This is a genomic window from Streptomyces flavusporus, assembly GCF_046267975.1.
Lineage (GTDB): Bacteria > Actinomycetota > Actinomycetes > Streptomycetales > Streptomycetaceae > Streptomyces > Streptomyces flavusporus.
On the sequence record NZ_CP176503.1, the window covers coordinates 3,188,103 to 3,207,667 of the forward strand.

The following is a 19,565-nucleotide window of genomic DNA, read 5'->3' on the forward strand; positions in this document are numbered from 1 at the left end:
CCCGCTCATGACAACCGCTCACGCCACCGGCCCCGGCCTCGCAAAGAGGCCGGATCCGGCCACCACCCCACACCCCACGCGCCGCTCCCGCCCCCGCCCCCTCGCCGTAGTCCTCCTGCTCCTCTTCCTGGCCGGCCCGATCGCGTACTGCGCCTATATCGCCTTCACCGACCTCCAGCTCACCGGCCAGGCCGAGGAGTCGTTCATCGGCTTCGAGAACTTCCGTACGGCGTTCGGGGACGAGGCGTTCCTCAACGCGGTGTGGCTGACCCTCGTCTTCACGGTCGTCTCGGCGCTGATCGGCCAGAACACGCTGGGTCTGGCCCTGGCCGCACTGATGCAACGCGCCTCAAAGCCCGTACGCACGCTGGTCGGCGGCATCGTCATCACGGCGTGGGTACTCCCGGAGGTCGTCGCCGGCTTCCTCCTCTACGCCTTCTTCCGCCGCGAGGGCACCCTGAACGCCATCCTCGACTGGCTCCATCTCCCCTCGCAGAACTGGCTGTACACGCTCCCGATCCTGGCGGTGTCGTTCGCGAACGTCTGGCGGGGCACGGCGTTCTCGATGCTGGTCTACTCGGCGGCGCTCAACGAGATCCCCAAGGAGATCACGGAGGCAGCGGAGGTCGACGGCGCGGGCGGCTGGCGCCGTATGTGGCACATCACCCTCCCGATGATCCGCCGCTCCATCGGCACGAACCTGATGCTCATCACCCTCCAGACCCTGTCCGTCTTCGGCCTGATCTGGGTGATGACGAGGGGCGGGCCGGGCGGAAAGAGCCAGACGCTGCCCCTCTTCATGTACGAGGAGGCCTTCCAGAAGAGCATGATCGGCTACGGCACCGCGGTCGCCCTGCTGCTCCTGGTGGTGGGCTCGTTGTTCTCGGTGGTCTATCTGCGGCTGCTGCGAACGGAGGTCTGACGTCATGCCCCGGACTCCCTCTTCCCGCAGGACCACGCACCGCCTGGCCGCCGACGCCGGCCTCCTGGTGGTGGCCGCCGCCTTCTCCCTCCCCCTGTTGTGGGTGATCCTGTCCGCACTGGACACGAACGCGAACCTCCAGGTGAAGCTCCCGGACGGCCTCACGCTGGACAACTTCGACGCGGTCCTGACGCCGGACGTCACCTTCACGCCGCTGCTCAACAGCCTGCTCCTGTGCGGCGGCGGCACGCTGCTGACGGTGGCCTGCGCTGCGCTGGCCGCCTACCCGCTGTCGCGGTTCCGGTCCCGCCTCAACCGCCCGTTCCTCCTGACGATCCTCTTCGCGACGAGCCTGCCCATCACGGCGATCATGGTCCCGGTGTACGCCCTGTTCGTGCAGGTGAACCTGATCGACACGATGCAGGGGACGATCTTCTTCTTCGCGGCCTCTCAACTTCCGTTCGCGATCTGGCTGATGAAGAACTTCATGGACGGCGTACCGAAGGAACTGGAGGAGGCGGCCTGGACGGACGGGGCGTCGTCGCTTCAGTCGCTGGTGCGGATCGTGCTGCCGCTGATGGGGCCCGGGGTGGCGGTGGTGACGGTGTTCTCGTTCGTGATGATGTGGGGGAACTTCTTCGTCCCGTTCATGCTGCTGCTCACGCCGGATCAGATGCCGGCGGCCGTGAGCATCAACGAGTTCTTCGGGAACAAAGGGACTGTGGTGTACGGGCAGTTGGCCGCGTTCTCGATCATCTACTCGACGCCCGTGATTCTGCTGTACGTGCTGGTTGCGCGGCGGTTGGGTGGGGGATTCGCACTGGGTGGAGCGGTCAAGGGGTGAGAGTCGGACACCCTCTGATCAGCCCTCCGGCAACATCCCCGCCCGAAACGGCTCCACTCCCACAACCCGCCGCACCTTCACCGGCTCGATCAGCAGCATCACCCGCCGCTCGCCCGGCAGCAGCCACGGATACCGCTCCTCCCCGATGTACTTCCGCGTCAGCCGGTCCATCGACCGTTCCGCCTCCTCCCCCTCCACGAACCGCACCACCCGTCCCCGGATCTCCACCCGGTCGTAGGGATTCCCGGGGTCGTGGTGGGACAGCGAAACGTTGGGATTGCGCCGCAGGTTCTCCTCCTTCACGCGGCCGATCGCGGTGTTGACCATGACGTACTCACCTTCGAGATCCGCCCACATGGGCGACACCTGCGGCGCCCCGTCGGGGCCGACGGTCGCCAGGTGCCAGAAGTTCGGGGCCAGCAGACGCTCGCGCACATGCCCCTCGACCTTGCCGTTCACCTCGTACACGGGACACTCTCCTCCCGAGCCGCCCCTCGCGGGCCGCCCGACGCCATCCTCGCGATCACCCGGCCCACCCCGACAGACGATCTTCGGCCACCCCGGATCCACCGCCGAAACCGTATCTTCCTACAATCCGTGATCCTGGCCGAACAGACCGTAGTCACCGCTCTCCCGCGCCCCTACTTTGTGCCCGTGCGCCGACCCCCAGCCCTACCGAACCAGCCCGGTCCCCCCAACGCCCCCGCCGCCCGCCGACTCCGTGCCGCCCTCGGCATGGGGCCCGAACACGTCGCCTACGACCTGCGTGCCTCGTACGGCCTGCCGTACGTCACCCCGGACCTCGTCATCGCCTGGGAACGCGGGACCGCCAACCCCAGCAGCCCCGAACTCACCGCCCTCGCGGGCGTGTTGTGGTGCTCACCGGCTGAACTCATCGGCAGACCACGGACATTGCGCGAGCACCGCATCTCCCGCGGGCTCGCCCCGGAGGACGTCGCCCGCGGCGTCGGGCTCGAACTCCTCGCGTATCTGCGGATGGAGGAGGACGGCGAGTGGCGCGGCACCGAGCGGCAGACCACGGCCCTGGCCGGCGTCCTGGACCTCGGCCTGCCGGACTTCGTCACCATCACCGGCCGCGAGGCCAAGCTCGCCGACCTGCTGCGCAGTGCCGTGACCACGCGCTGGCAGGCGTACGTCCGTCCGGTGGGCAAGATCGTGCCCCTGGACCGGAGCGTGCTGGAGGCCACCCTTCAGCAACTGCACCAGGACTACCAGGGGCAGATGGTCGCCACCCTCAGCTGGGGCGGCGGCAGCGGCGACGCCGGTGACCACGGCCGCGACCTCCTCGACCGGATCGTCGAGCACTTCTGGACGACGGTCGACAGGAGCCGGGCATCGGGTTACTAGAAGACCGGGTTACTAGAAGACCGACTCGGCCTCGTCCATCCGGTCCTTCGGCACCGTCTTCAGCTCGGTCACCGCCTCCGCGAGCGGCACCATCACGATGTCGTTGCCGCGCAGCGCGGTCATCCGGCCGAACCGGCCCTGGTGCGCGGCCTCCACCGCGTGCCAGCCGAAGCGGGTGGCGAGCACCCTGTCGTACGCGGTCGGGGTGCCGCCGCGCTGGATGTGGCCGAGGATGACCGGCTTGGCCTCCTTGCCGAGCCGCCGCTCCAGCTCGTACGCCAGTGCCGTACCGATGCCCTGGAAGCGCTCGTGGCCGAACTGGTCGATCTCGCCCTTGCCGTAGTCCATGGTGCCCTCGGCGGGGTGGGCGCCCTCGGCGACGCAGATCACGGCGAACTTCTTGCCGCGGGCGAAGCGCTCCTCGACCATCTTCACGAGATCGGCCGGGTCGAAGGGACGCTCCGGCAGACAGATGCCGTGCGCGCCGGCCGCCATGCCGGACTCCAGCGCGATCCAGCCGGCGTGCCGGCCCATGACCTCGACGACCATCACGCGCTGGTGGGACTCGGCGGTGGTCTTGAGGCGGTCCATGGCCTCGGTGGCGACACCCACCGCCGTGTCGAAGCCGAACGTCCGGTCGGTCGACGAGATGTCGTTGTCGATCGTCTTCGGCACGCCGACCACCGGCAGACCGGCGTCGCTCAGCATCCGGGCCGCCGTCAGCGTGCCCTCGCCGCCGATCGGGATCAGTGCGTCGATGCCGAAGTCGCTGACGATGTCGGCCGCGTTCTCGCAGGCCTCGCGCAGGCGGTCGCGTTCCAGGCGGGAGGAGCCGAGGATGGTGCCGCCGCGGGCCAGGATGCCGCTGACCGCGTTCAGGTCGAGGTTGCGGTAGCGGCCGTCCAGCAGGCCTGCGTAACCGTCCTCGAAGCCGATGACCTCGTCGCCGTAGTTGTCGACCGCGCGGTGCACGACCGACCGGATCACGGCGTTCAGGCCGGGGCAGTCGCCGCCTGCGGTGAGAACTCCGATGCGCATCGTGCTGTGTCTCCAGGTCGCTGTCGATACCGGTGAGCCACTGCCGATTGTTTCACGTCCCTCAGTCCCTCAGCACGACGATGTCTTGACGGGCGCATTATCTACGGCCAGAGGTATTGTCAAGAGGGTTCTGCTCACCTCGGTGGGCGATTTTTGTGACGTAGACGAGGACGAAACGGAGAGCACGCGTGACGCGCAGCGTGTACGTGACCGGTATCGACCGTGGCGACGGCCGCCAGGTCGTCGAACTGGGAGTCATGGAGCTCCTGACCCGGCAGGTGGACCGCGTCGGCGTCTTCCGCCCCCTCGTCCACGACGGGCCCGACCGCCTCTTCGAGCTGCTGCGCGCCCGCTACCGGCTGTCCCAGGACCCGGCGACGGTCTACGGCATGGACTACCAGGAGGCCTCCGCGCTGCAGGCCGAACGGGGGACGGACGAGCTGGTGTCCACGCTCGTCGACCGGTTCCATCTCGTCGCGCGGGACTACGACGTCGTCCTCGTCCTCGGCACCGACTTCGCCGACACCCAGCTCCCGGACGAGCTGTCCCTCAACGCCCGGCTCGCCAACGAGTTCGGCGCCTCGGTCATCCCCGTCGTGGGCGGGCGCAAGCAGGCCGCCGAGTCGGTGCTCGCCGAGACCCGCAACGCCTACCGCGCCTATGACGGGCTGGGCTGCGACGTCCTCGCCATGGTCACCAACCGGGTCGCCCGCGAGGACCGCGACGAGATCGCCCGGCGGCTGACGGACCGGCTGCCCGTGCCCTGCTACGTCCTGCCCGACGAACCGGCCCTGTCCGCCCCGACGGTCGCCCAGATCTCGCAGGCCCTGGGCGGCAAGGTGCTGCTCGGCGACGACTCGGGGCTGGCCCGTGACGCGCTCGGCTTCGTCTTCGGCGGGGCGATGCTGCCGAACTTCCTGGGCGCCCTGACCCCCGGCTGCATGGTCGTCACCCCAGGCGACCGCGCCGACCTGGTCGTCGGATCGCTCGCCGCGCACAGCGCCGGCACCCCGCCGATAGCGGGCATCCTGCTCACCCTGAACGAGGTGCCGGGCCACGACATCCTCACCCTCGCCGCCCGCCTCGCCCCGGGCACCCCGGTGCTGTCGGTGCCCGGCCTCAGCTTCCCCACCGCCGAGCAGCTGTTCTCCCTGGAGGGCAAGCTCAACGCGGCCACCCCGCGCAAGGCGGAGACCGCGCTCGGTCTGTTCGAGCGGTACGTGGAGACCGGGGATCTGCTGAAGCGGGTGAGCGCCCCGAGCAGCGACCGTGTGACGCCGATGATGTTCGAGCACAAGCTGCTCGAACAGGCCCGCTCCGACATGCGGCGGGTCGTGCTGCCGGAGGGCACCGAGGAGCGTGTGCTGCACGCCGCCGAGGTGCTGCTGCGCCGCCGGGTCTGCGACCTCACGCTGCTCGGCCCCGTCGACCAGATCCGCAAGAAGGCCGCCGACCTCGGCATCGACCTCGGCGACGCCCAGCTGATCGACCCGGCCACCAGCGAGCTGCGTGACGCCTTCGCTGAGAAGTACGCGGCGCTGCGCGCCCACAAGGGCGTGACCGTGGAGCTGGCCTACGACGTCGTCTCCGACGTGAACTACTTCGGCACCCTGATGGTCCAGGAGGGCCTCGCCGACGGCATGGTGTCCGGGTCGGTGCACTCCACGGCCGCGACCATCCGGCCCGCCTTCGAGATCATCAAGACCAAGCCGGACGCGAAGATCGTCAGCTCGGTCTTCTTCATGTGCCTGACCGACAAGGTGCTCGTCTACGGCGACTGCGCGGTCAACCCCGACCCCGACGCCGAGCAGCTCGCCGACATCGCCATCCAGTCGGCGTCCACGGCCGCCCGGTTCGGCGTGGAGCCGCGGATCGCGATGCTGTCGTACTCCACCGGTACGTCCGGCTCGGGCGCCGACGTCGACAAGGTGCGCGAGGCGACCGAGCTGGTCCGCTCGCGCCGGCCCGACCTGAAGATCGAGGGGCCGATCCAGTACGACGCCGCCGTGGAGCCGACGGTCGCCGCGACCAAGCTGCCCGAGTCCGAGGTCGCCGGGCAGGCCAGCGTGCTGATCTTCCCCGACCTCAACACCGGCAACAACACCTACAAGGCCGTGCAGCGCTCGGCCGGCGCGATCGCCGTCGGCCCGGTGCTCCAGGGTCTGCGCAAGCCGGTCAACGACCTGTCCCGGGGCGCCCTCGTCCAGGACATCGTCAACACCGTCGCCATCACGGCGATCCAGGCCCAGTCCTCCGACCAGAAGGCGTCCCAGCTGTGAGCTCGTCCCGCGTCCTCGTCCTCAACTCCGGTTCTTCGTCGGTGAAGTACCAGCTGCTCGACATGCGCGACAGCAGCCGGCTCGCGGTGGGCCTCGTCGAGCGGATCGGCGAGGAGACCTCACGCCTGAAGCACACGCCGACGGGCGCCGAGGCCCGGGAGTGGACAGGGCCGATCGCCGACCACGAGGCCGCCCTGAAGGCCGTGTCGGCGGAACTGGCCAAGGACGGCCTCGGTCTCGACTCGTCCGAGCTGGCGGCGATAGGCCACCGGGTCGTGCACGGCGGGAAGCACTTCACCGAGCCGACGGTCGTCGACGACGCCGTGCTCGCCGAGATCGAGCGGCTGATCCCGGTCGCCCCGCTGCACAACCCGGCCAACCTGACCGGCATCCGTACGGCCCAGGCGCTGCGCCCCGACCTGCCCCAGGTCGCCGTCTTCGACACCGCGTTCCACACGACGATGCCGGAGTCGGCCGCCCGCTACGCGATCGACGTGCAGACCGCCGACGAGCACCGCATCCGGCGCTACGGCTTCCACGGCACCTCGCACGCCTACGTCTCCCGGGCCACGGCTCAGCTGCTCGGCAGGGCCCCCGAGGACGTGAACGTCATCGTGCTGCACCTCGGCAACGGGGCGTCCGCCTCGGCGGTCAGGGGCGGCCGGTGCGTGGACACCTCGATGGGGCTGACGCCTCTGGAGGGGCTCGTGATGGGTACGCGTTCCGGAGACATGGACCCGGCCGTCATCTTCCATTTGATGCGTGTTGGCGGAATGTCCGCCGACGAGATCGACACTCTTCTCAACAAGAAGAGCGGGCTGATCGGTCTGTGCGGGGACAACGACATGCGGGAGATCCGCCGCCGGGTCGACGAGGGTGACGAACAGGCGCAACTCGCCTTCGACATCTACATTCACCGCCTGAAGAAGTACATCGGCGCCTATTACGCGGTACTCGGCCGGGTGGACGCGATCGCGTTCACGGCCGGGGTCGGCGAGAACGCGGCGCCCGTGCGGGAAGCCGCGGTGGCGGGCCTTCAGGAGCTGGGCCTGGCGGTGGACAGCGAGCTGAACGCCGTACGCGGCGACGCACCGCGACTGATCTCGCCCGAGTCCGCCAGGGTGGCCGTGGCGGTCGTGCCGACCGACGAGGAACTGGAGATCGCGACACAGACGTACGCGCTGGTAAAGGGGTCACAGAACCTCACCTGAGCGGCATCCCGCCCTTTTGTATTTTCCGCCAGACGGAATATTCCGCAGCGAAACAAACCGATAGGATCGCCCCCATGCGCCGTTCGAAAATCGTCTGCACTCTCGGCCCCGCGGTCGACTCCCACGAGCAACTGGTCGCGCTGATCGAGGCCGGCATGAACGTGGCCCGCTTCAACTTCAGCCACGGCACGCACGCCGAGCACCAGGGGCGGTACGACCGGGTCCGGGCCGCCGCCAAGGAGACCGGCCGGGCCGTCGGTGTCCTCGCCGACCTGCAGGGCCCGAAGATCCGCCTCGCGACCTTCGCCGAGGGGCCGGTGGAGCTCGTACGCGGTGACGAGTTCACCATCACCACCGAGGACGTCCCGGGCGACAAGACGATCTGCGGGACGACCTACAAGGGTCTGCCCGGCGACGTCGCGCGCGGCGACCAGATCCTGATCAACGACGGCAACGTCGAACTGAAGGTGCTGGACGTCGAGGGCGCGCGGGTCAGGACGATCGTCATCGAGGGCGGCGTCATCTCCGACCACAAGGGCATCAACCTGCCCGGCACGGCCGTCAACGTCCCGGCGCTGTCCGAGAAGGACGTCGAGGACCTGCGCTTCGCGCTGCGCATGGGCTGCGACCTGGTGGCCCTGTCCTTCGTCCGGGACGCCAAGGACGTGCACGACGTCCACCGGGTCATGGACGAGGAGGGCCGCCGCGTCCCGGTCATCGCCAAGGTGGAGAAGCCGCAGGCGGTGGCGAACATGGAGGACGTCGTGATGGCGTTCGACGGTGTGATGGTCGCGCGCGGCGACCTGGCCGTCGAGTACCCGCTCGAGAAGGTCCCGATGGTGCAGAAGCGCCTGATCGAGCTGTGCCGCCGTAACGCCAAGCCGGTGATCGTGGCGACCCAGATGATGGAGTCGATGATCACCAACTCCCGGCCGACCCGCGCCGAGGCCTCCGACGTGGCCAACGCGATCCTGGACGGCGCCGATGCGGTCATGCTGTCCGCCGAGTCGAGCGTGGGCGCGTACCCGATCGAGACCGTCAAGACGATGTCGAAGATCGTCCAGGCGGCCGAGCAGGAGCTGCTGTCCAAGGGACTCCAGCCACTCGTCCCGGGCAAGAAGCCGCGCACGCAGGGTGGTTCGGTCGCCCGTGCCGCCTGCGAGATCGCGGACTTCCTCGGCGGGAAGGGCCTGGTGGCGTTCACCCAGTCCGGTGACACGGCCCGGCGGCTGTGCCGCTACCGCGCCACCCAGCAGATCCTGGCGTTCACCACGGACGAGTCCACCCGCAACCAGCTGACGCTCAGCTGGGGCGTCGAGTCGCACGTCGTGCCGTTCGTGAACAGCACCGACGAGATGGTCGACCTGGTCGACCAGGAGATCGCCAAGCTCAACCGCTTCGACCCGGGCGACATCATGATCATCACCGCCGGTTCGCCCCCCGGCGTCCCCGGCACCACCAACATGGTCCGCGTCCACCACCTCGGCGGCAGCGACCGCGACTGACACGCCGTCGGGCGCGCGACCGCCCTCGTACGGCACTGAGGGCGCCCCCTGCGACCAGGGGGCGCCCTCAGCTGTGTGCGGCTCCCGAACGGGCTTGAGGGGCGCTCAGTCGGTGATGTACTGATGCAGCCCGGGCACGTGCAGGGTCCCGCCGAACTGGCCGGCCTGCTGGACCTTCACGTTGGTGAAGTAGATCAGCGGGATGTTCAGCGGCGGCGGGTGCTCCGGGTCGAAGGTGACCGGGATCGCGCCCAGCAGGTTGCCGGAGATGCGCTCGGTGTACATCACCGTCTCACCGTCGCGGATGGTGGACGTCGAGCCCTCGGCCGCCTGTACGTGGTACGTCTTGCCCGACTGCTCGTCCTTCACCGTCTGGTGCAGGTCGCCGATGTCGGTGCCGTCCGATATGACGTACTTCAGTACGTCCTTGACCGTGCCGTTGGCGGTCTTCACCTTGACGATGCCCTGGTAGTCGGCGCCCTTCAGCAGCAGCGAACTGGCGTCCAGGAACCAGGGGTCGTCGGGCAGCGGCACCTTGTTGTCGACGCCGCCCTCCTCGTCGGTGGCGACCGGGCAGTCGTCCACGTCCGTGGTGGAGCTCGCCGAGGGGCTCGGGGTCGGGGAGGCGGTGGCCTCCTGCGCGACCTCGCCCGCGTCCTCGGCCGCCTCGCCCGCGTCCTCGGCCGCCTCGGACGCCACACCGGCGGGGTCCTCGACGGTCTCCCCGACCGTGTCGGTGATCTCCTCGACGGGGTCGGACGTGTCCTTGCCGGAGTCCTCGGTGCTCCCCGAACTCCCCGACGACGGGGCCTCGCTCGCGCTGGGGCTCGCCGAGGCGGACGGGGACGGTGTCGGGCTCGCGGTCTCCTGGCCGGCGCCGGTGATGGTGTCGACGACGCCCGTGACCGCGTCGCCGATGGTCTCCAGCACGCCCTTGTCGCTCTCGGACGGCGACGGCGACGACGTCTCGTCACCGGCCGGCTCGGACTCCTTGCTCTCCGACGCGGAGGGCGACGGCGTGGGCTCGGCCTCGTCGTCGGCACCTGAATCCGACGAAGAGTCGCTGCCCGAGGAGTCCGAACTCCCCGAACTCCCGGAAGAGGACGATGCGCCCGACGACGCCGACGGGCTCGGCTTCGCCCCATCCGCGGACGCGCTCTCGCTCGCCGACGCCGAGGGCGACGGCGTGGCCGACTCGGAGGAGCCGTTCTCGGCCTCCTCCAGGGCGGCGACGCAGTCCTTGTACTCGTCGGCCGTCAGGCTCCGGGAGGCCGGCTGGTCCTCGGCGAGGGCGAGCTTCGGTGTGAACCCCATCCCCATGAGGACCGCCGTGGGCATCGCCGCGAGGGCTATCGCCTTGCCGGCCGGCATGTGGAACCTGGTGAACAGCGGCTTCTTGGGTGCCGCGTGGCGCGGCCCGGTTCTCACACGGGACTCGTCCACTTCAGTCCCGTGGGTCACCTCGTCAGCCGGCACTGTGCCTCCCGTTCGCCTCGTTGCCGGGGCTCGTTCCTGACAGATCGTTGGACTTGCCCACCCCGTCCGCGACTGCGGTGCCCGGCGCTACCGCGCCCTCGGGGGCACCGCCCGTTCCCGTGGTGTCCGCCTGCGCCTGTTCCGGCGCGGGCGGCGCGCCCTCGACCCATGCCACGGCCATCGCGCCGCCGACTAGGGCCAACAGGAAGCCGATGAGGAAACCGCCGAGGTTGGACACCGGGATGGACACCAGCGCCAGCAGGATCGCCGCGACGCCCGCGAAGGTGCGGACGTGCTTCTGGAACCAGAGGCTGAAGCCCAGGACGACGAGCAGCACGCCGATGATCAGGGATCCGGCACCCGCGGTGGTGGCCATCGCCAGCGTCAGGTGGCCGATCTGGAGGTTTGCGTACGGGAAGTAGGCGATGGGGAGTCCGCCGAGCATGACGAACAGGCCGGCCCAGAAAGGCCTTGTGCCCCGCCAGGCGCGGAAGTTCCGCCGAAAGACCCGGAGGTAGTGCTCGTCGTGGCCGGGCGCGGCAGGAGTCTCGGCGCTCATGGAAAACAGCTCCCTGGAACGGCGTTGCTGTGGTGGAGAGATGTACTGCGCGCAGATGCGGTGCAGTTGGGGCGGAGAGTGGACGGGCGGGGGCGCCATCGGCTCCCCCGCCCGTCAGAGAGTGCCTAGTAGCACTCCTTGACACCCGTCGACAGCGACATCTTCAGGCCGCTGAGCTTGAAGGTTCCGGCGGTGGTCGCCCACGCCGTCTGCTTCACGTCGGTCAGGGTGACCGAGTCGGCCTGCTGGGCGAACCCGAAGGGGTTCGACTGCTCGCCGCCGCCCTTCATGCCCGGACCCTTGCTGGCGTCCTTGGCGGCCACACCGATGTCGATGCCCCGGAACGTCGCGTCGGCCTCGAGCTGGGCGACGTCGATGTACAGGTTCTCGGCCTTGACCGGAGTGGCGCCGTCACCGGCCCGCAGGATCAGGCTGACGTTCCCGAGCACCGGAATGTTCGGGGTGACGACCGACTGGCACAGGCTCTTGATGGTCGCCGACTTGAACGCCGAGACGGCGACGGGGTGAACCGTCTTCTTGCCGTCGAGCGTGTAGCCCTCGTCAAGGGCGCCGTACTGCGAGAAGCCCGTACCGTCGAGCTGCTTCGTCGTGACCTTGAACGACTGGCCGGAAACGCTGAACGACGCGGCCAGAGCGCCCTGAGCTAGTGCGACACCTATGCATGCCGTGGCGGCAACGCTGGGCACCATGACCACAGCGAACCGCTTCCATCTGGTCCCACCACGCACCTGGGACTCCATATTTCCTCCTTCTCGGACGTACATCTCCTGGCACCCGGCTCGCCCTCGGACGACGGCTCAGCGGGGGCAGGGATGGGAGAAGTGCTACGTCCTCGGGAAGGAGAGCGCCTGCGCTCGGCGGCGCGAACCGTGCCCGAATCACCGGCGATCACCCCCGAGCGACAACCACTGGTCGCGCCTGACACGCATCACGCACAACCTTGCTGGACAGGCTTCGCCGGTGGGCGAAGACCCCCCTGTCCAAGAGCCGGCGTCACTGCCGTCGACTCTGCTCGGTGGGGACCCAGGAAATCCCGTGACCCGACCGGCTGTCGGGGTGCGGGAATGGACCGAGCGTCGCCGATCGTGGTGCATTCTCGCCGCCCGCACAAGGGGGTTCGTTACTCACTAGTAACGGCCGGATAACCGAACAACGACCCCTCGGTCTCGCTCAGCGACGCTGGGTGGCAACCAGGGGGAGGACAAAACTATTGATCACTGGACAGAATCCGACAGATCAGCGCCCGCGACTTACTCGCAGTAACAGCGGCCGCGATTACCAAGATTTGGTAAAGCGCGGCCGCAGTGGCCCTCCGTCGGCAGTTCCGTCACTCGGACACCAGCCGCCTCATGGCGCCGGGAGGCCCGCGGAACAGGTCCTCCGCCCCGCTCAGAACAGGGCGCGGGCAAGCGCCCGGCGCGCCGCGGTCACCCGCGGATCGTCGGCGCCGACCACCTCGAACAGCTCAAGCAGCCGCAGACGTACGGCATCCCGGTCCTCGCCCGCCGTACGCCGCACGGTGTCGATGAGCCGCCCGAACGCGTCCTCGACATGACCACCCACCAGGTCCAGGTCGGCGGCGGCGATCTGCGCCTGCGCGTCGGCCGGCTTCTCGGCCGCCTCCTTGCGCACCCGCTGCGGGTCCAGGCCCTGCACCCGCTGGAGCAACTCCGCCTGCGCCAGGCCGAGTTTGGCCTCCGGGTTGCCGGGGTCGTCGGCGAGCACGTTCTTGTACGCCTGGACGGCCCCGCCCAGGTCGCCCGCGTCCAGTGCCTGCGCCGCCGCGTTCAGCAGGGCGTCGTACGGCCCGGCCGGCGCCTGCGCCGGGGCTGCCTGGCCGCCCGGCTCGGCCTCCGGGTCGACGGTCAGGCCGGTCAGCCCGAAGCGCTGCTCGGCGACCGTCACCAACTGGTCGAGGGTCTGCCGGATCTGCGCCTCACCGGCCGCTCCCTGGAAGAGCGGCAGCGCCTGGCCCGCGACGACGGCGAAGACCGCCGGGATCCCCTGGATCCCGAACTGCTGCATCAGCATCTGGTTGGCGTCGACGTCGATCTTGGCGAGGACGAAGCGGCCGTTGTACTCGACGGCGAGCCGCTCCAGGACGGGGCTGAGCTGCTTGCAGGGCTGACACCACTCGGCCCAGAAGTCGATGACGACCGGGACCTCGGCGGAGCGCTGCAGGACGTCTTGCTCGAATCCGGCCTCGTCGACGTCGATGACGAGATCGGCCGGGGAGACGGCCCCGCCCCCGCCCTTCCGGGCTGCTTCGGCGCGCGCCTGCTCCGCCTTCGCCTTGGCCTCTTGGGCCGCCTTCACCGCGGCGAGGTCGACGACGCCGCTCATGGACATGTTCCGTGGCTGCATGCGTCTATCCTCCCCCGTTCCCGCGCGTGTGTGAAAAGCGCCGTGAAAGCCGGACCCGGAAGGGTGGCCGACTGCGTGGTCTGCGGCGCCGGGTCCCCACCCCACGCCCAGTGGTCGTCGCTCGCGTACGCCGTCCACGAGCTTTCGCTACGAGTCGTAGCGTAATGCCATGCAAGGCCCGCGTGGCACCGCCGCCCGGTGATCTCCCTCACTGCCCCCAGAACCGGCCAGTTAGGGTCGGGGGATGCAGAGCCGCACCCCCGCCAGCCGCACCGGACGCCCGCGCAGCGTCGCCGCCGACACCGCGATTCTGGCCGCGACCCGGGCGGCTCTGGTCGAACTGGGCTGGTCCAAGCTCACCTTGGGGGACGTGGCGACGCGGGCCGGGGTTGCGAAGACGACGCTGTACCGCCGCTGGGCGGGCAAGAACGAACTGGTCGTCGACGCGGTGGCGGAACTCTTCGACGAACTGCGCCTGCCCGACCGCGGCTCACTGGCCGCCGACATCGAGGGCGTCGTCCTGCAGTTCGCCGCGATCCTGGCCCGCCCGGAGGCCAAGAGCGGCCTGATGGCAGTGGTCGCGGAGTCGACGCGCGACGAGGCGCTGCGCGAGCGCATCCGCACGTCGATCGTCGACCGCCAGAAACGCCTGGTCCTGGAGGGCCGGTCCCGCGCCCAGGCGCGTGGGGAGCTTCCCCCCGAGACGGACCCGGCGGAATCGGCCCGCACGGTGGACCTGATCTTCGACATGGTCGCGGGCGCGGTGGTCCACCGCACCCTGGTGAGCGCGGAACCGGCGGACGAGGACTGGGTACGAAGCTTCACCCGGGTGCTGCTACTGGGGCTGACGCCGTCTTCGTAGCTGCGGGCAGTCGTGCCTCCCCCAGTGCCTTAAGGGCCTGGGAGGACCCTCAGGGCGGCACGGGTGGGCGCAGCGGCGCCCCGTAGCGCCGGGCTGCGCGACCCACCCGACGCCCGTACGGACGCCAGGAACCTCAGAAGCCGGCCGGCTCGGTGTACACCCCCCACTCATCCCGCAGCACCCCACAGATCTCCCCCAGCGTCGCCTCCACCCGCACAGCATCCAGCATCGGCTCGATCATGTTGCCCCCACCCCGCGCAGCCGCAACCATCGCGTCCAGCGCACCACGCACAGCCGCGTCATCCCGTCCCGTACGCCGCGTGGAAAGCACCCGCACCTGCTCCCGCTCCACCTCATGACTCACCCGCAGAATCTCCAGATCCCCGGTGACGGACCCGGTGTGGACGTTCACGCCCACCACCTTCTTGTCCCCCTTCTCCAGAGCCTGCTGGTACCGGAACGCGGACTCCGCGATCTCGCCGGTGAACCACCCGTCCTCGATCCCCCGCAGAATCCCGGACGTGATCGGCCCGATCGGGTGCCGCCCATCGGGATGCGCCCGCAGCCCCCGCTCCTTTATCTGCTCGAAGATCTTCTCGGCGTCGGCCTCGATCCGGTCGGTCAGCTGCTCGACGTACCACGAACCGCCCAGCGGATCGGCCACGTTGGCGACGCCGGTCTCCTCCATGAGCACCTGCTGGGTACGCAGCGCGATCTCCGCCGCCTGCTCACTCGGCAGCGCAAGCGTCTCGTCGAGCGCGTTGGTGTGCAGCGAGTTCGTGCCGCCGAGCACCGCCGCCAGCGCCTCCACGGCCGTACGGACGACGTTGTTGTACGGCTGCTGGGCCGTCAGCGAGACTCCGGCGGTCTGCGTGTGGAAGCGCAGCCACTGGGCCTTCTCGGACTTCGCCCCGTACACGTCCCGCATCCAGCGCGCCCAGATCCTGCGCGCCGCCCGGAACTTGGCGATCTCCTCGAAGAAGTCGACGTGCGCGTCGAAGAAGAAGCTCAGCCCCGGCGCGAAGACGTCCACGTCAAGCCCGCGCGACAGCCCCAGCTCCACGTACCCGAAGCCGTCCGCCAGCGTGTACGCCAGTTCCTGCGCGGCCGTCGACCCGGCCTCCCGGATGTGATAGCCGGAGACGGACAGCGGCTTGTAGGCGGGGATGCGCTCGGCGCAGTACTCCATCAGGTCGCCGATGAGACGCAGATGCGGCTCGGGCTGGAAGAGCCACTCCTTCTGCGCGATGTACTCCTTGAAGATGTCCGTCTGCAGCGTGCCGTTGAGGACGCCGGGGTCGACGCCCTGGCGCTCGGCGGCGACCAGGTACATGCAGAAGACGGGGACCGCCGGACCGCTGATCGTCATCGAGGTGGTGACGTCGCCGAGGGGAATGTCCTTGAACAGCACGTCCATGTCGGCCGCCGAGTCGATCGCCACCCCGCAGTGGCCGACCTCGCCGAGCGAGCGCGGGTCGTCGGAGTCGCGGCCCATGAGGGTCGGCATGTCGAAGGCGACCGAGAGCCCGCCTCCGCCGTTGCCGAGGATCATCTTGTAGCGCTCGTTGGTCTGCTCCGCGTTCCCGAACCCGGCGAACTGCCGGATGGTCCACGTACGCCCCCGGTAGCCGGTCGGATAGAGGCCGCGCGTGAAGGGGTACTCCCCCGGCCAGCCGATCCGCTCGAAGCCTTCATAGGTGTCCCCGGGCCGGGGACCGTACACCGGCTCCACGGGGTCCCCGGAGAGCGTGGTGAAGTCGGCCTCGCGCTTGCGCGCGGCGTCGTACCGGGCCTGCCAGCGGCGGCGGCCCTCCTCGATGGCGTCAGCGTCCATGCCCTCCAATTTACTTGGACGTCCTAGTAAATGTCGACGGCAGAGGGAGGATTCAGCGGAACGCCCTGGTAACCGGGGGAAAGGGGCCGCCGTACGCGTGAGCGTACGGCGGGGTGCTCACGCCTTCGCGGGCGCCGGCGCGTCCTGGGCGACCTTGGCCTCCAGCTCGCCCGAGATCTTCCGCTCGACGAAGAAGGCGGCCGTCGGGATCGTGCCCGCCAGCAGGACCCACAGCTGCTTGCCGACCGGCCACTTCGCCTTGGAACCCAGGTCGAAGGCGAAGACCAGGTAGACGACGTAGAGCCAGCCGTGCGCGATGGAGACGACACGGGTGGCGTCCGCGGCACCGTCGATGTCCAGCACGTACTTGCCGATCATGCACAGGCACAGCAGAACCAGGAGCACACCGGTGACGTAGGCCATGACGCGGTAGCGGGTCAGCACGCTCTTTTCCATGCGGTCGAGCGTATCCGCCCGTTCCGGGCGATCTTTCCCCGGGTCACTGCTCCTCGAAGTCGTGCGCGGCGATCCGTAGCGGACGCAGCATCGCGAAGATCTCGTTGCACTCCTCGGCGTCGTACACGCCGAGTCCGAAGTCCATCGCCATCAGGTCGCGGGTGGCCGCCTCGACGACCTCGCGGCCCTTGTCCGTGATGACGGCGAGCGTGCCGCGGCCGTCGTTGGGGTTGGGTCGCCTGTCCACCAGGCCGGACTTCACCAGACGGTCCACGGTGTTCGTCACGGACGTCGGATGCACCATGAGGCGCTCGCCGATCTTCGACATCGGCAGCTCGCCGGCCTTGGAGAAGTTGAGCAGCACCAGCGCCTCGTAGCGCGCGAAGGTCAGCCCGTACGGCTTGACGACCGCGTCGACCTCGGCGAGCAGGATCTGGTGCGCCCGCATGATCGAGGTGATCGCGGCCATGGACGGCACGTTGCCCCAGCGCTGCTTCCAGAGCTCGTCAGCGCGGGCGATGGGATCGAAGGGAAGGCTGAGCGGCTTCGGCACGACACCAGACCTTACCGGCCGGTCATATCACGGTCAGCCCCGTCTCGCCCTTCGGTCGAACTCGTCAGCCCGCGGGCACGTACCGCGTCGAGCCGCGGGCAGTCGTGCCGCCGTAGCTGCGGGCAGTCGTGCCGCTGGGGCGGCACGGGCGGGCGATGGGGGTCCCCCCGCTCGAGCGAAGCCGAGAGTGGGGGAGGCACCCCCGCAGCGCCGGGCTGCGCGCCCCCCGGCCCCCCAAGCCGCACAGCAGCACGGTTAGCAGCGGCCAGTCCGACCGGTGCCTATTCCGCGAGGTACCGCTCCACCGTCTCCACCTTGGACGTGAGTCCGTCCATCACTCCGGGCCGGATATCCGCCTTGAGCACCAGGGACACGCGCGGCGCCCGCTCCTCCACGGCAGCGACAGCACGCCTGACGACGTCCATGACCTCGTCCTACTCACCGGAACATGCGTATCTTGGAGCACATGACGGAACAACGGGCGGTCATCGCCATCTACCTCCGGCTGTCACGCGAGTCCGACGACAGCGCCAGCCTTGAAACCCAGAGGTCCTTCGCTCACCGCTGGTTACTCGCCCACGGGTACGACCCGGCGGACGCCGTCGAGTACATCGACGCCGGCGTATCCGGTGCGAAGCCGCTGGAAGCACGTAAGGGAATGGCCGCCCTGATGGCCGCCCGCCCCACCGTGGTCGTGGCGTGGAAGCTGGACCGCTTCGCCAGGTCCGTGTCCGAGTTCCTGCGGCTGGTCGCCTGGGCCGAAGCGCACGGCGCGTCGGTTGCCACCACGGACAACGCCATCGACACGACGACTCCGACCGGGCGCATGGTGGCCACGGTCCTGGCAGCGCTCGCCGAATGGGAGCGCAACGTGATCGCGTCCCGCATCACCGACGGGCACGCCACACGCCGGAGTCAAGGCCGCTGGTCCTCAGGCCGCCCCCCGTACGGCTACCGCATCGAGCGTCGGGATGGCGCCGCTTACCTCGCCATCGACGACGACCAGGCCGCGAAGATCCGCAAAGCCGTCGCGGCTCTCGTCAACGGCTCCACGGTGGCCGCCACGGCACGCATGACGGACCTGTCTGAGCCTCAGTGGCGACGGCTCCTGAAGTCCCCCACGTTGCGAGGCCAGCGCGCGCACAAGGGCGAACTGGTCTGCGAGACGGACGGCATCACGCCCGCGAAGTTCGCCGAACCGATCCTGTCCGCCGCTGAGTTGCTCAGAGTCCGGGAGCGCATGCTGGCTCTGGCCACGGGCCAGGACCGTGCCCCGCGCCGCGCCACGCCCATGTGTTCCGGCATGGCGTCCTGCTACCGATGCGCCGGGAAGTTGAACGGCGGCACATCGGACAAGGGCGTCCCCCTGTACCGCTGCAAGGCGGGCCACGTCACCATCTACGCGGAGACGCTGGACGGCCGCGTGGAGGCGGAGTTCCTGACGACCTTCGGCTCCTACGCAGAGACCGTCATTCGGCTGGAGGGCGGCAACGACTTGTCCGCCGAACTACTCGAAGCGAAGGAACAGGCGGAGCGTCTGGCCGCACGCATGGCCACCGCCGGCCCGCTGATGTTGGGGACACTGGAGAGCTTGGCCCAGGACCTCGAAGACACGTACGCCCGTCTGAGGGCCGCGCATGACCCCGACGTCCGGGAAGTCCAGGTGGCCACCGGACGGACCATGGCGCAGGCTTGGGAGATGTACGACGTACCGGACCGGTCCCGCCTCCTGGCGGGCATGGGATTGCGGGTGACGCTCCACCCGAAGCAACTGGCCGACCGCCTGACCGTAGCCTGGGGGCCAACGCCAGAGAAGGCGCCACAGGGGGAGCTGGACGGGCTCGCCCTGAGCGAAATCCTGTAGCCCCCGAGTGCCGTTCACGGCACGTTACCGGACTCCGATCCGGTGGCGGGCCGTTCGTGCACGAGAGTGGCCGCGAGGTGCCTGACGCCGAGTGACCGACGGTCGGTGAGGTTGGGGGACACCCCCCTCAGCCGAACATCACGCCCCGCAAGCGTATGGCGACTCAGAGGCGTTACGGGTTCCAGGGTCGCCAAGAAGACGGCCCACACCCCGCCGAGTGAGGCCAAAAAACTGCCTCTGCGTACTTCTTCCTCTGTGACCCCCCATAGGAAGTTGGTACGAGAGGCAGTTTTTTGGCCTCGATTCGGGGCGCGGCGCCTGCGATTGATCACGTCGGGTGACGACTGGCGGCCGTCTCGGAATCGATGGCTTGTGAAACACCCGCCACATCGGCCCCGGGAGCCCCGGA

The 19,565-nt window shown here is 69.3% G+C and carries 17 protein-coding genes and 1 pseudogene; 8 read left to right on the forward strand and 10 right to left on the reverse strand.

Annotation, left to right across the window (positions count from 1 at the left end; translation table 11 throughout):
* The first annotated feature begins 7 nt into the window (after positions 1-7).
* Positions 8-922, forward strand: a complete 915-nt coding sequence (locus ACKTSN_RS14960) for a carbohydrate ABC transporter permease (protein ID WP_409469590.1) — start codon at positions 8-10, stop codon at positions 920-922.
* Positions 923-926: 4 nt separating this feature from the next.
* Positions 927-1,766, forward strand: a complete 840-nt coding sequence (locus ACKTSN_RS14965) for a carbohydrate ABC transporter permease (protein ID WP_409469591.1) — start codon at positions 927-929, stop codon at positions 1,764-1,766.
* An 18-nt stretch (positions 1,767-1,784) separates the two neighbouring features.
* On the opposite strand, the gene ACKTSN_RS14970 is transcribed toward ACKTSN_RS14965, so the two are convergent.
* A complete protein-coding gene (locus ACKTSN_RS14970; protein WP_409469592.1) occupies positions 1,785-2,234 on the reverse strand; it encodes a PPOX class F420-dependent oxidoreductase in 450 nt (149 codons plus the stop codon).
* 186 nt (positions 2,235-2,420) lie between these two features.
* Here ACKTSN_RS14970 and ACKTSN_RS14975 point away from each other — a divergent pair, with 186 nt between their 5' ends.
* Positions 2,421-3,134 (forward strand): helix-turn-helix domain-containing protein, encoded by a 714-nt coding sequence (locus ACKTSN_RS14975; protein WP_409469593.1) that lies wholly within the window; start codon positions 2,421-2,423, stop codon positions 3,132-3,134.
* A gap of 12 nt (positions 3,135-3,146) precedes the next feature.
* On the opposite strand, the gene ACKTSN_RS14980 is transcribed toward ACKTSN_RS14975, so the two are convergent.
* Positions 3,147-4,172 (reverse strand): ATP-dependent 6-phosphofructokinase, encoded by a 1,026-nt coding sequence (locus tag ACKTSN_RS14980; protein WP_409469594.1) that lies wholly within the window; start codon positions 4,170-4,172, stop codon positions 3,147-3,149.
* A 188-nt stretch (positions 4,173-4,360) separates the two neighbouring features.
* Here ACKTSN_RS14980 and pta point away from each other — a divergent pair, with 188 nt between their 5' ends.
* From pta to pyk, 3 genes are all read left to right on the forward strand, one after another.
* Entirely contained in the window at positions 4,361-6,451 is a 2,091-nt protein-coding gene (gene pta, locus ACKTSN_RS14985; protein ID WP_409469595.1) for a phosphate acetyltransferase, read from the forward strand.
* On the forward strand, positions 6,448-7,662 hold the full coding sequence (locus ACKTSN_RS14990) for an acetate kinase (RefSeq protein WP_409469596.1): 1,215 nt from the start codon (positions 6,448-6,450) through the stop codon (positions 7,660-7,662). Before pta ends, ACKTSN_RS14990 begins: the two co-directional genes overlap by 4 nt.
* Positions 7,663-7,736: 74 nt before the next feature.
* Complete coding sequence (gene pyk / locus ACKTSN_RS14995; RefSeq protein ID WP_409469597.1) at positions 7,737-9,167, forward strand: pyruvate kinase; 1,431 nt, start codon at positions 7,737-7,739, stop codon at positions 9,165-9,167.
* A gap of 105 nt (positions 9,168-9,272) precedes the next feature.
* Here the strand turns inward: pyk and ACKTSN_RS15000 are convergent, their stop codons facing one another.
* The 4 genes from ACKTSN_RS15000 to ACKTSN_RS15015 all read right to left on the reverse strand — a co-directional run bounded on the left by ACKTSN_RS15000 (position 9,273) and on the right by ACKTSN_RS15015 (position 13,587).
* Complete coding sequence (locus ACKTSN_RS15000) at positions 9,273-10,643, reverse strand: hypothetical protein (protein WP_409469598.1); 1,371 nt, start codon at positions 10,641-10,643, stop codon at positions 9,273-9,275.
* Positions 10,633-11,202 (reverse strand): DUF6114 domain-containing protein, encoded by a 570-nt coding sequence (locus tag ACKTSN_RS15005; protein ID WP_409469599.1) that lies wholly within the window; start codon positions 11,200-11,202, stop codon positions 10,633-10,635. Before ACKTSN_RS15005 ends, ACKTSN_RS15000 begins: the two co-directional genes overlap by 11 nt.
* 125 nt (positions 11,203-11,327) lie before the next feature.
* Positions 11,328-11,963 (reverse strand): DUF6230 family protein, encoded by a 636-nt coding sequence (locus ACKTSN_RS15010; protein ID WP_409469600.1) that lies wholly within the window; start codon positions 11,961-11,963, stop codon positions 11,328-11,330.
* 649 nt (positions 11,964-12,612) lie between these two features.
* Complete coding sequence (locus ACKTSN_RS15015; RefSeq protein ID WP_409469601.1) at positions 12,613-13,587, reverse strand: tetratricopeptide repeat protein; 975 nt, start codon at positions 13,585-13,587, stop codon at positions 12,613-12,615.
* Between the two features lie 244 nt (positions 13,588-13,831).
* On the opposite strand from ACKTSN_RS15015, the gene ACKTSN_RS15020 reads away from it, so the two are divergent.
* Positions 13,832-14,449, forward strand: coding sequence for a TetR/AcrR family transcriptional regulator (locus ACKTSN_RS15020; protein ID WP_409469602.1), 618 nt, complete (start codon positions 13,832-13,834; stop codon positions 14,447-14,449).
* Positions 14,450-14,582: 133 nt separating this feature from the next.
* On the opposite strand, the gene ACKTSN_RS15025 is transcribed toward ACKTSN_RS15020, so the two are convergent.
* The 4 genes and pseudogenes from ACKTSN_RS15025 to ACKTSN_RS15040 all read right to left on the reverse strand — a co-directional run.
* A complete protein-coding gene (locus ACKTSN_RS15025; protein WP_409469603.1) occupies positions 14,583-16,283 on the reverse strand; it encodes an acyl-CoA mutase large subunit family protein in 1,701 nt (566 codons plus the stop codon).
* A gap of 117 nt (positions 16,284-16,400) precedes the next feature.
* On the reverse strand, positions 16,401-16,739 hold the full coding sequence (locus ACKTSN_RS15030; RefSeq protein WP_409469604.1) for a DUF3817 domain-containing protein: 339 nt from the start codon (positions 16,737-16,739) through the stop codon (positions 16,401-16,403).
* A gap of 43 nt (positions 16,740-16,782) precedes the next feature.
* Positions 16,783-17,292 carry a MarR family winged helix-turn-helix transcriptional regulator gene (locus ACKTSN_RS15035; protein ID WP_224735351.1) on the reverse strand — a complete coding sequence of 170 codons (510 nt, stop codon included), beginning with the start codon at positions 17,290-17,292 and terminating at the stop codon, positions 16,783-16,785.
* 281 nt (positions 17,293-17,573) lie between these two features.
* Positions 17,574-17,726 (reverse strand): annotated as a pseudogene (locus ACKTSN_RS15040) (thiamine-binding protein); the annotation flags it as partial.
* 32 nt (positions 17,727-17,758) lie between these two features.
* Between ACKTSN_RS15040 and ACKTSN_RS15045 the strand changes: the two are divergent.
* Complete coding sequence (locus ACKTSN_RS15045) at positions 17,759-19,156, forward strand: recombinase family protein (RefSeq protein WP_409469605.1); 1,398 nt, start codon at positions 17,759-17,761, stop codon at positions 19,154-19,156.
* Positions 19,157-19,565: the final 409 nt, after the last annotated feature.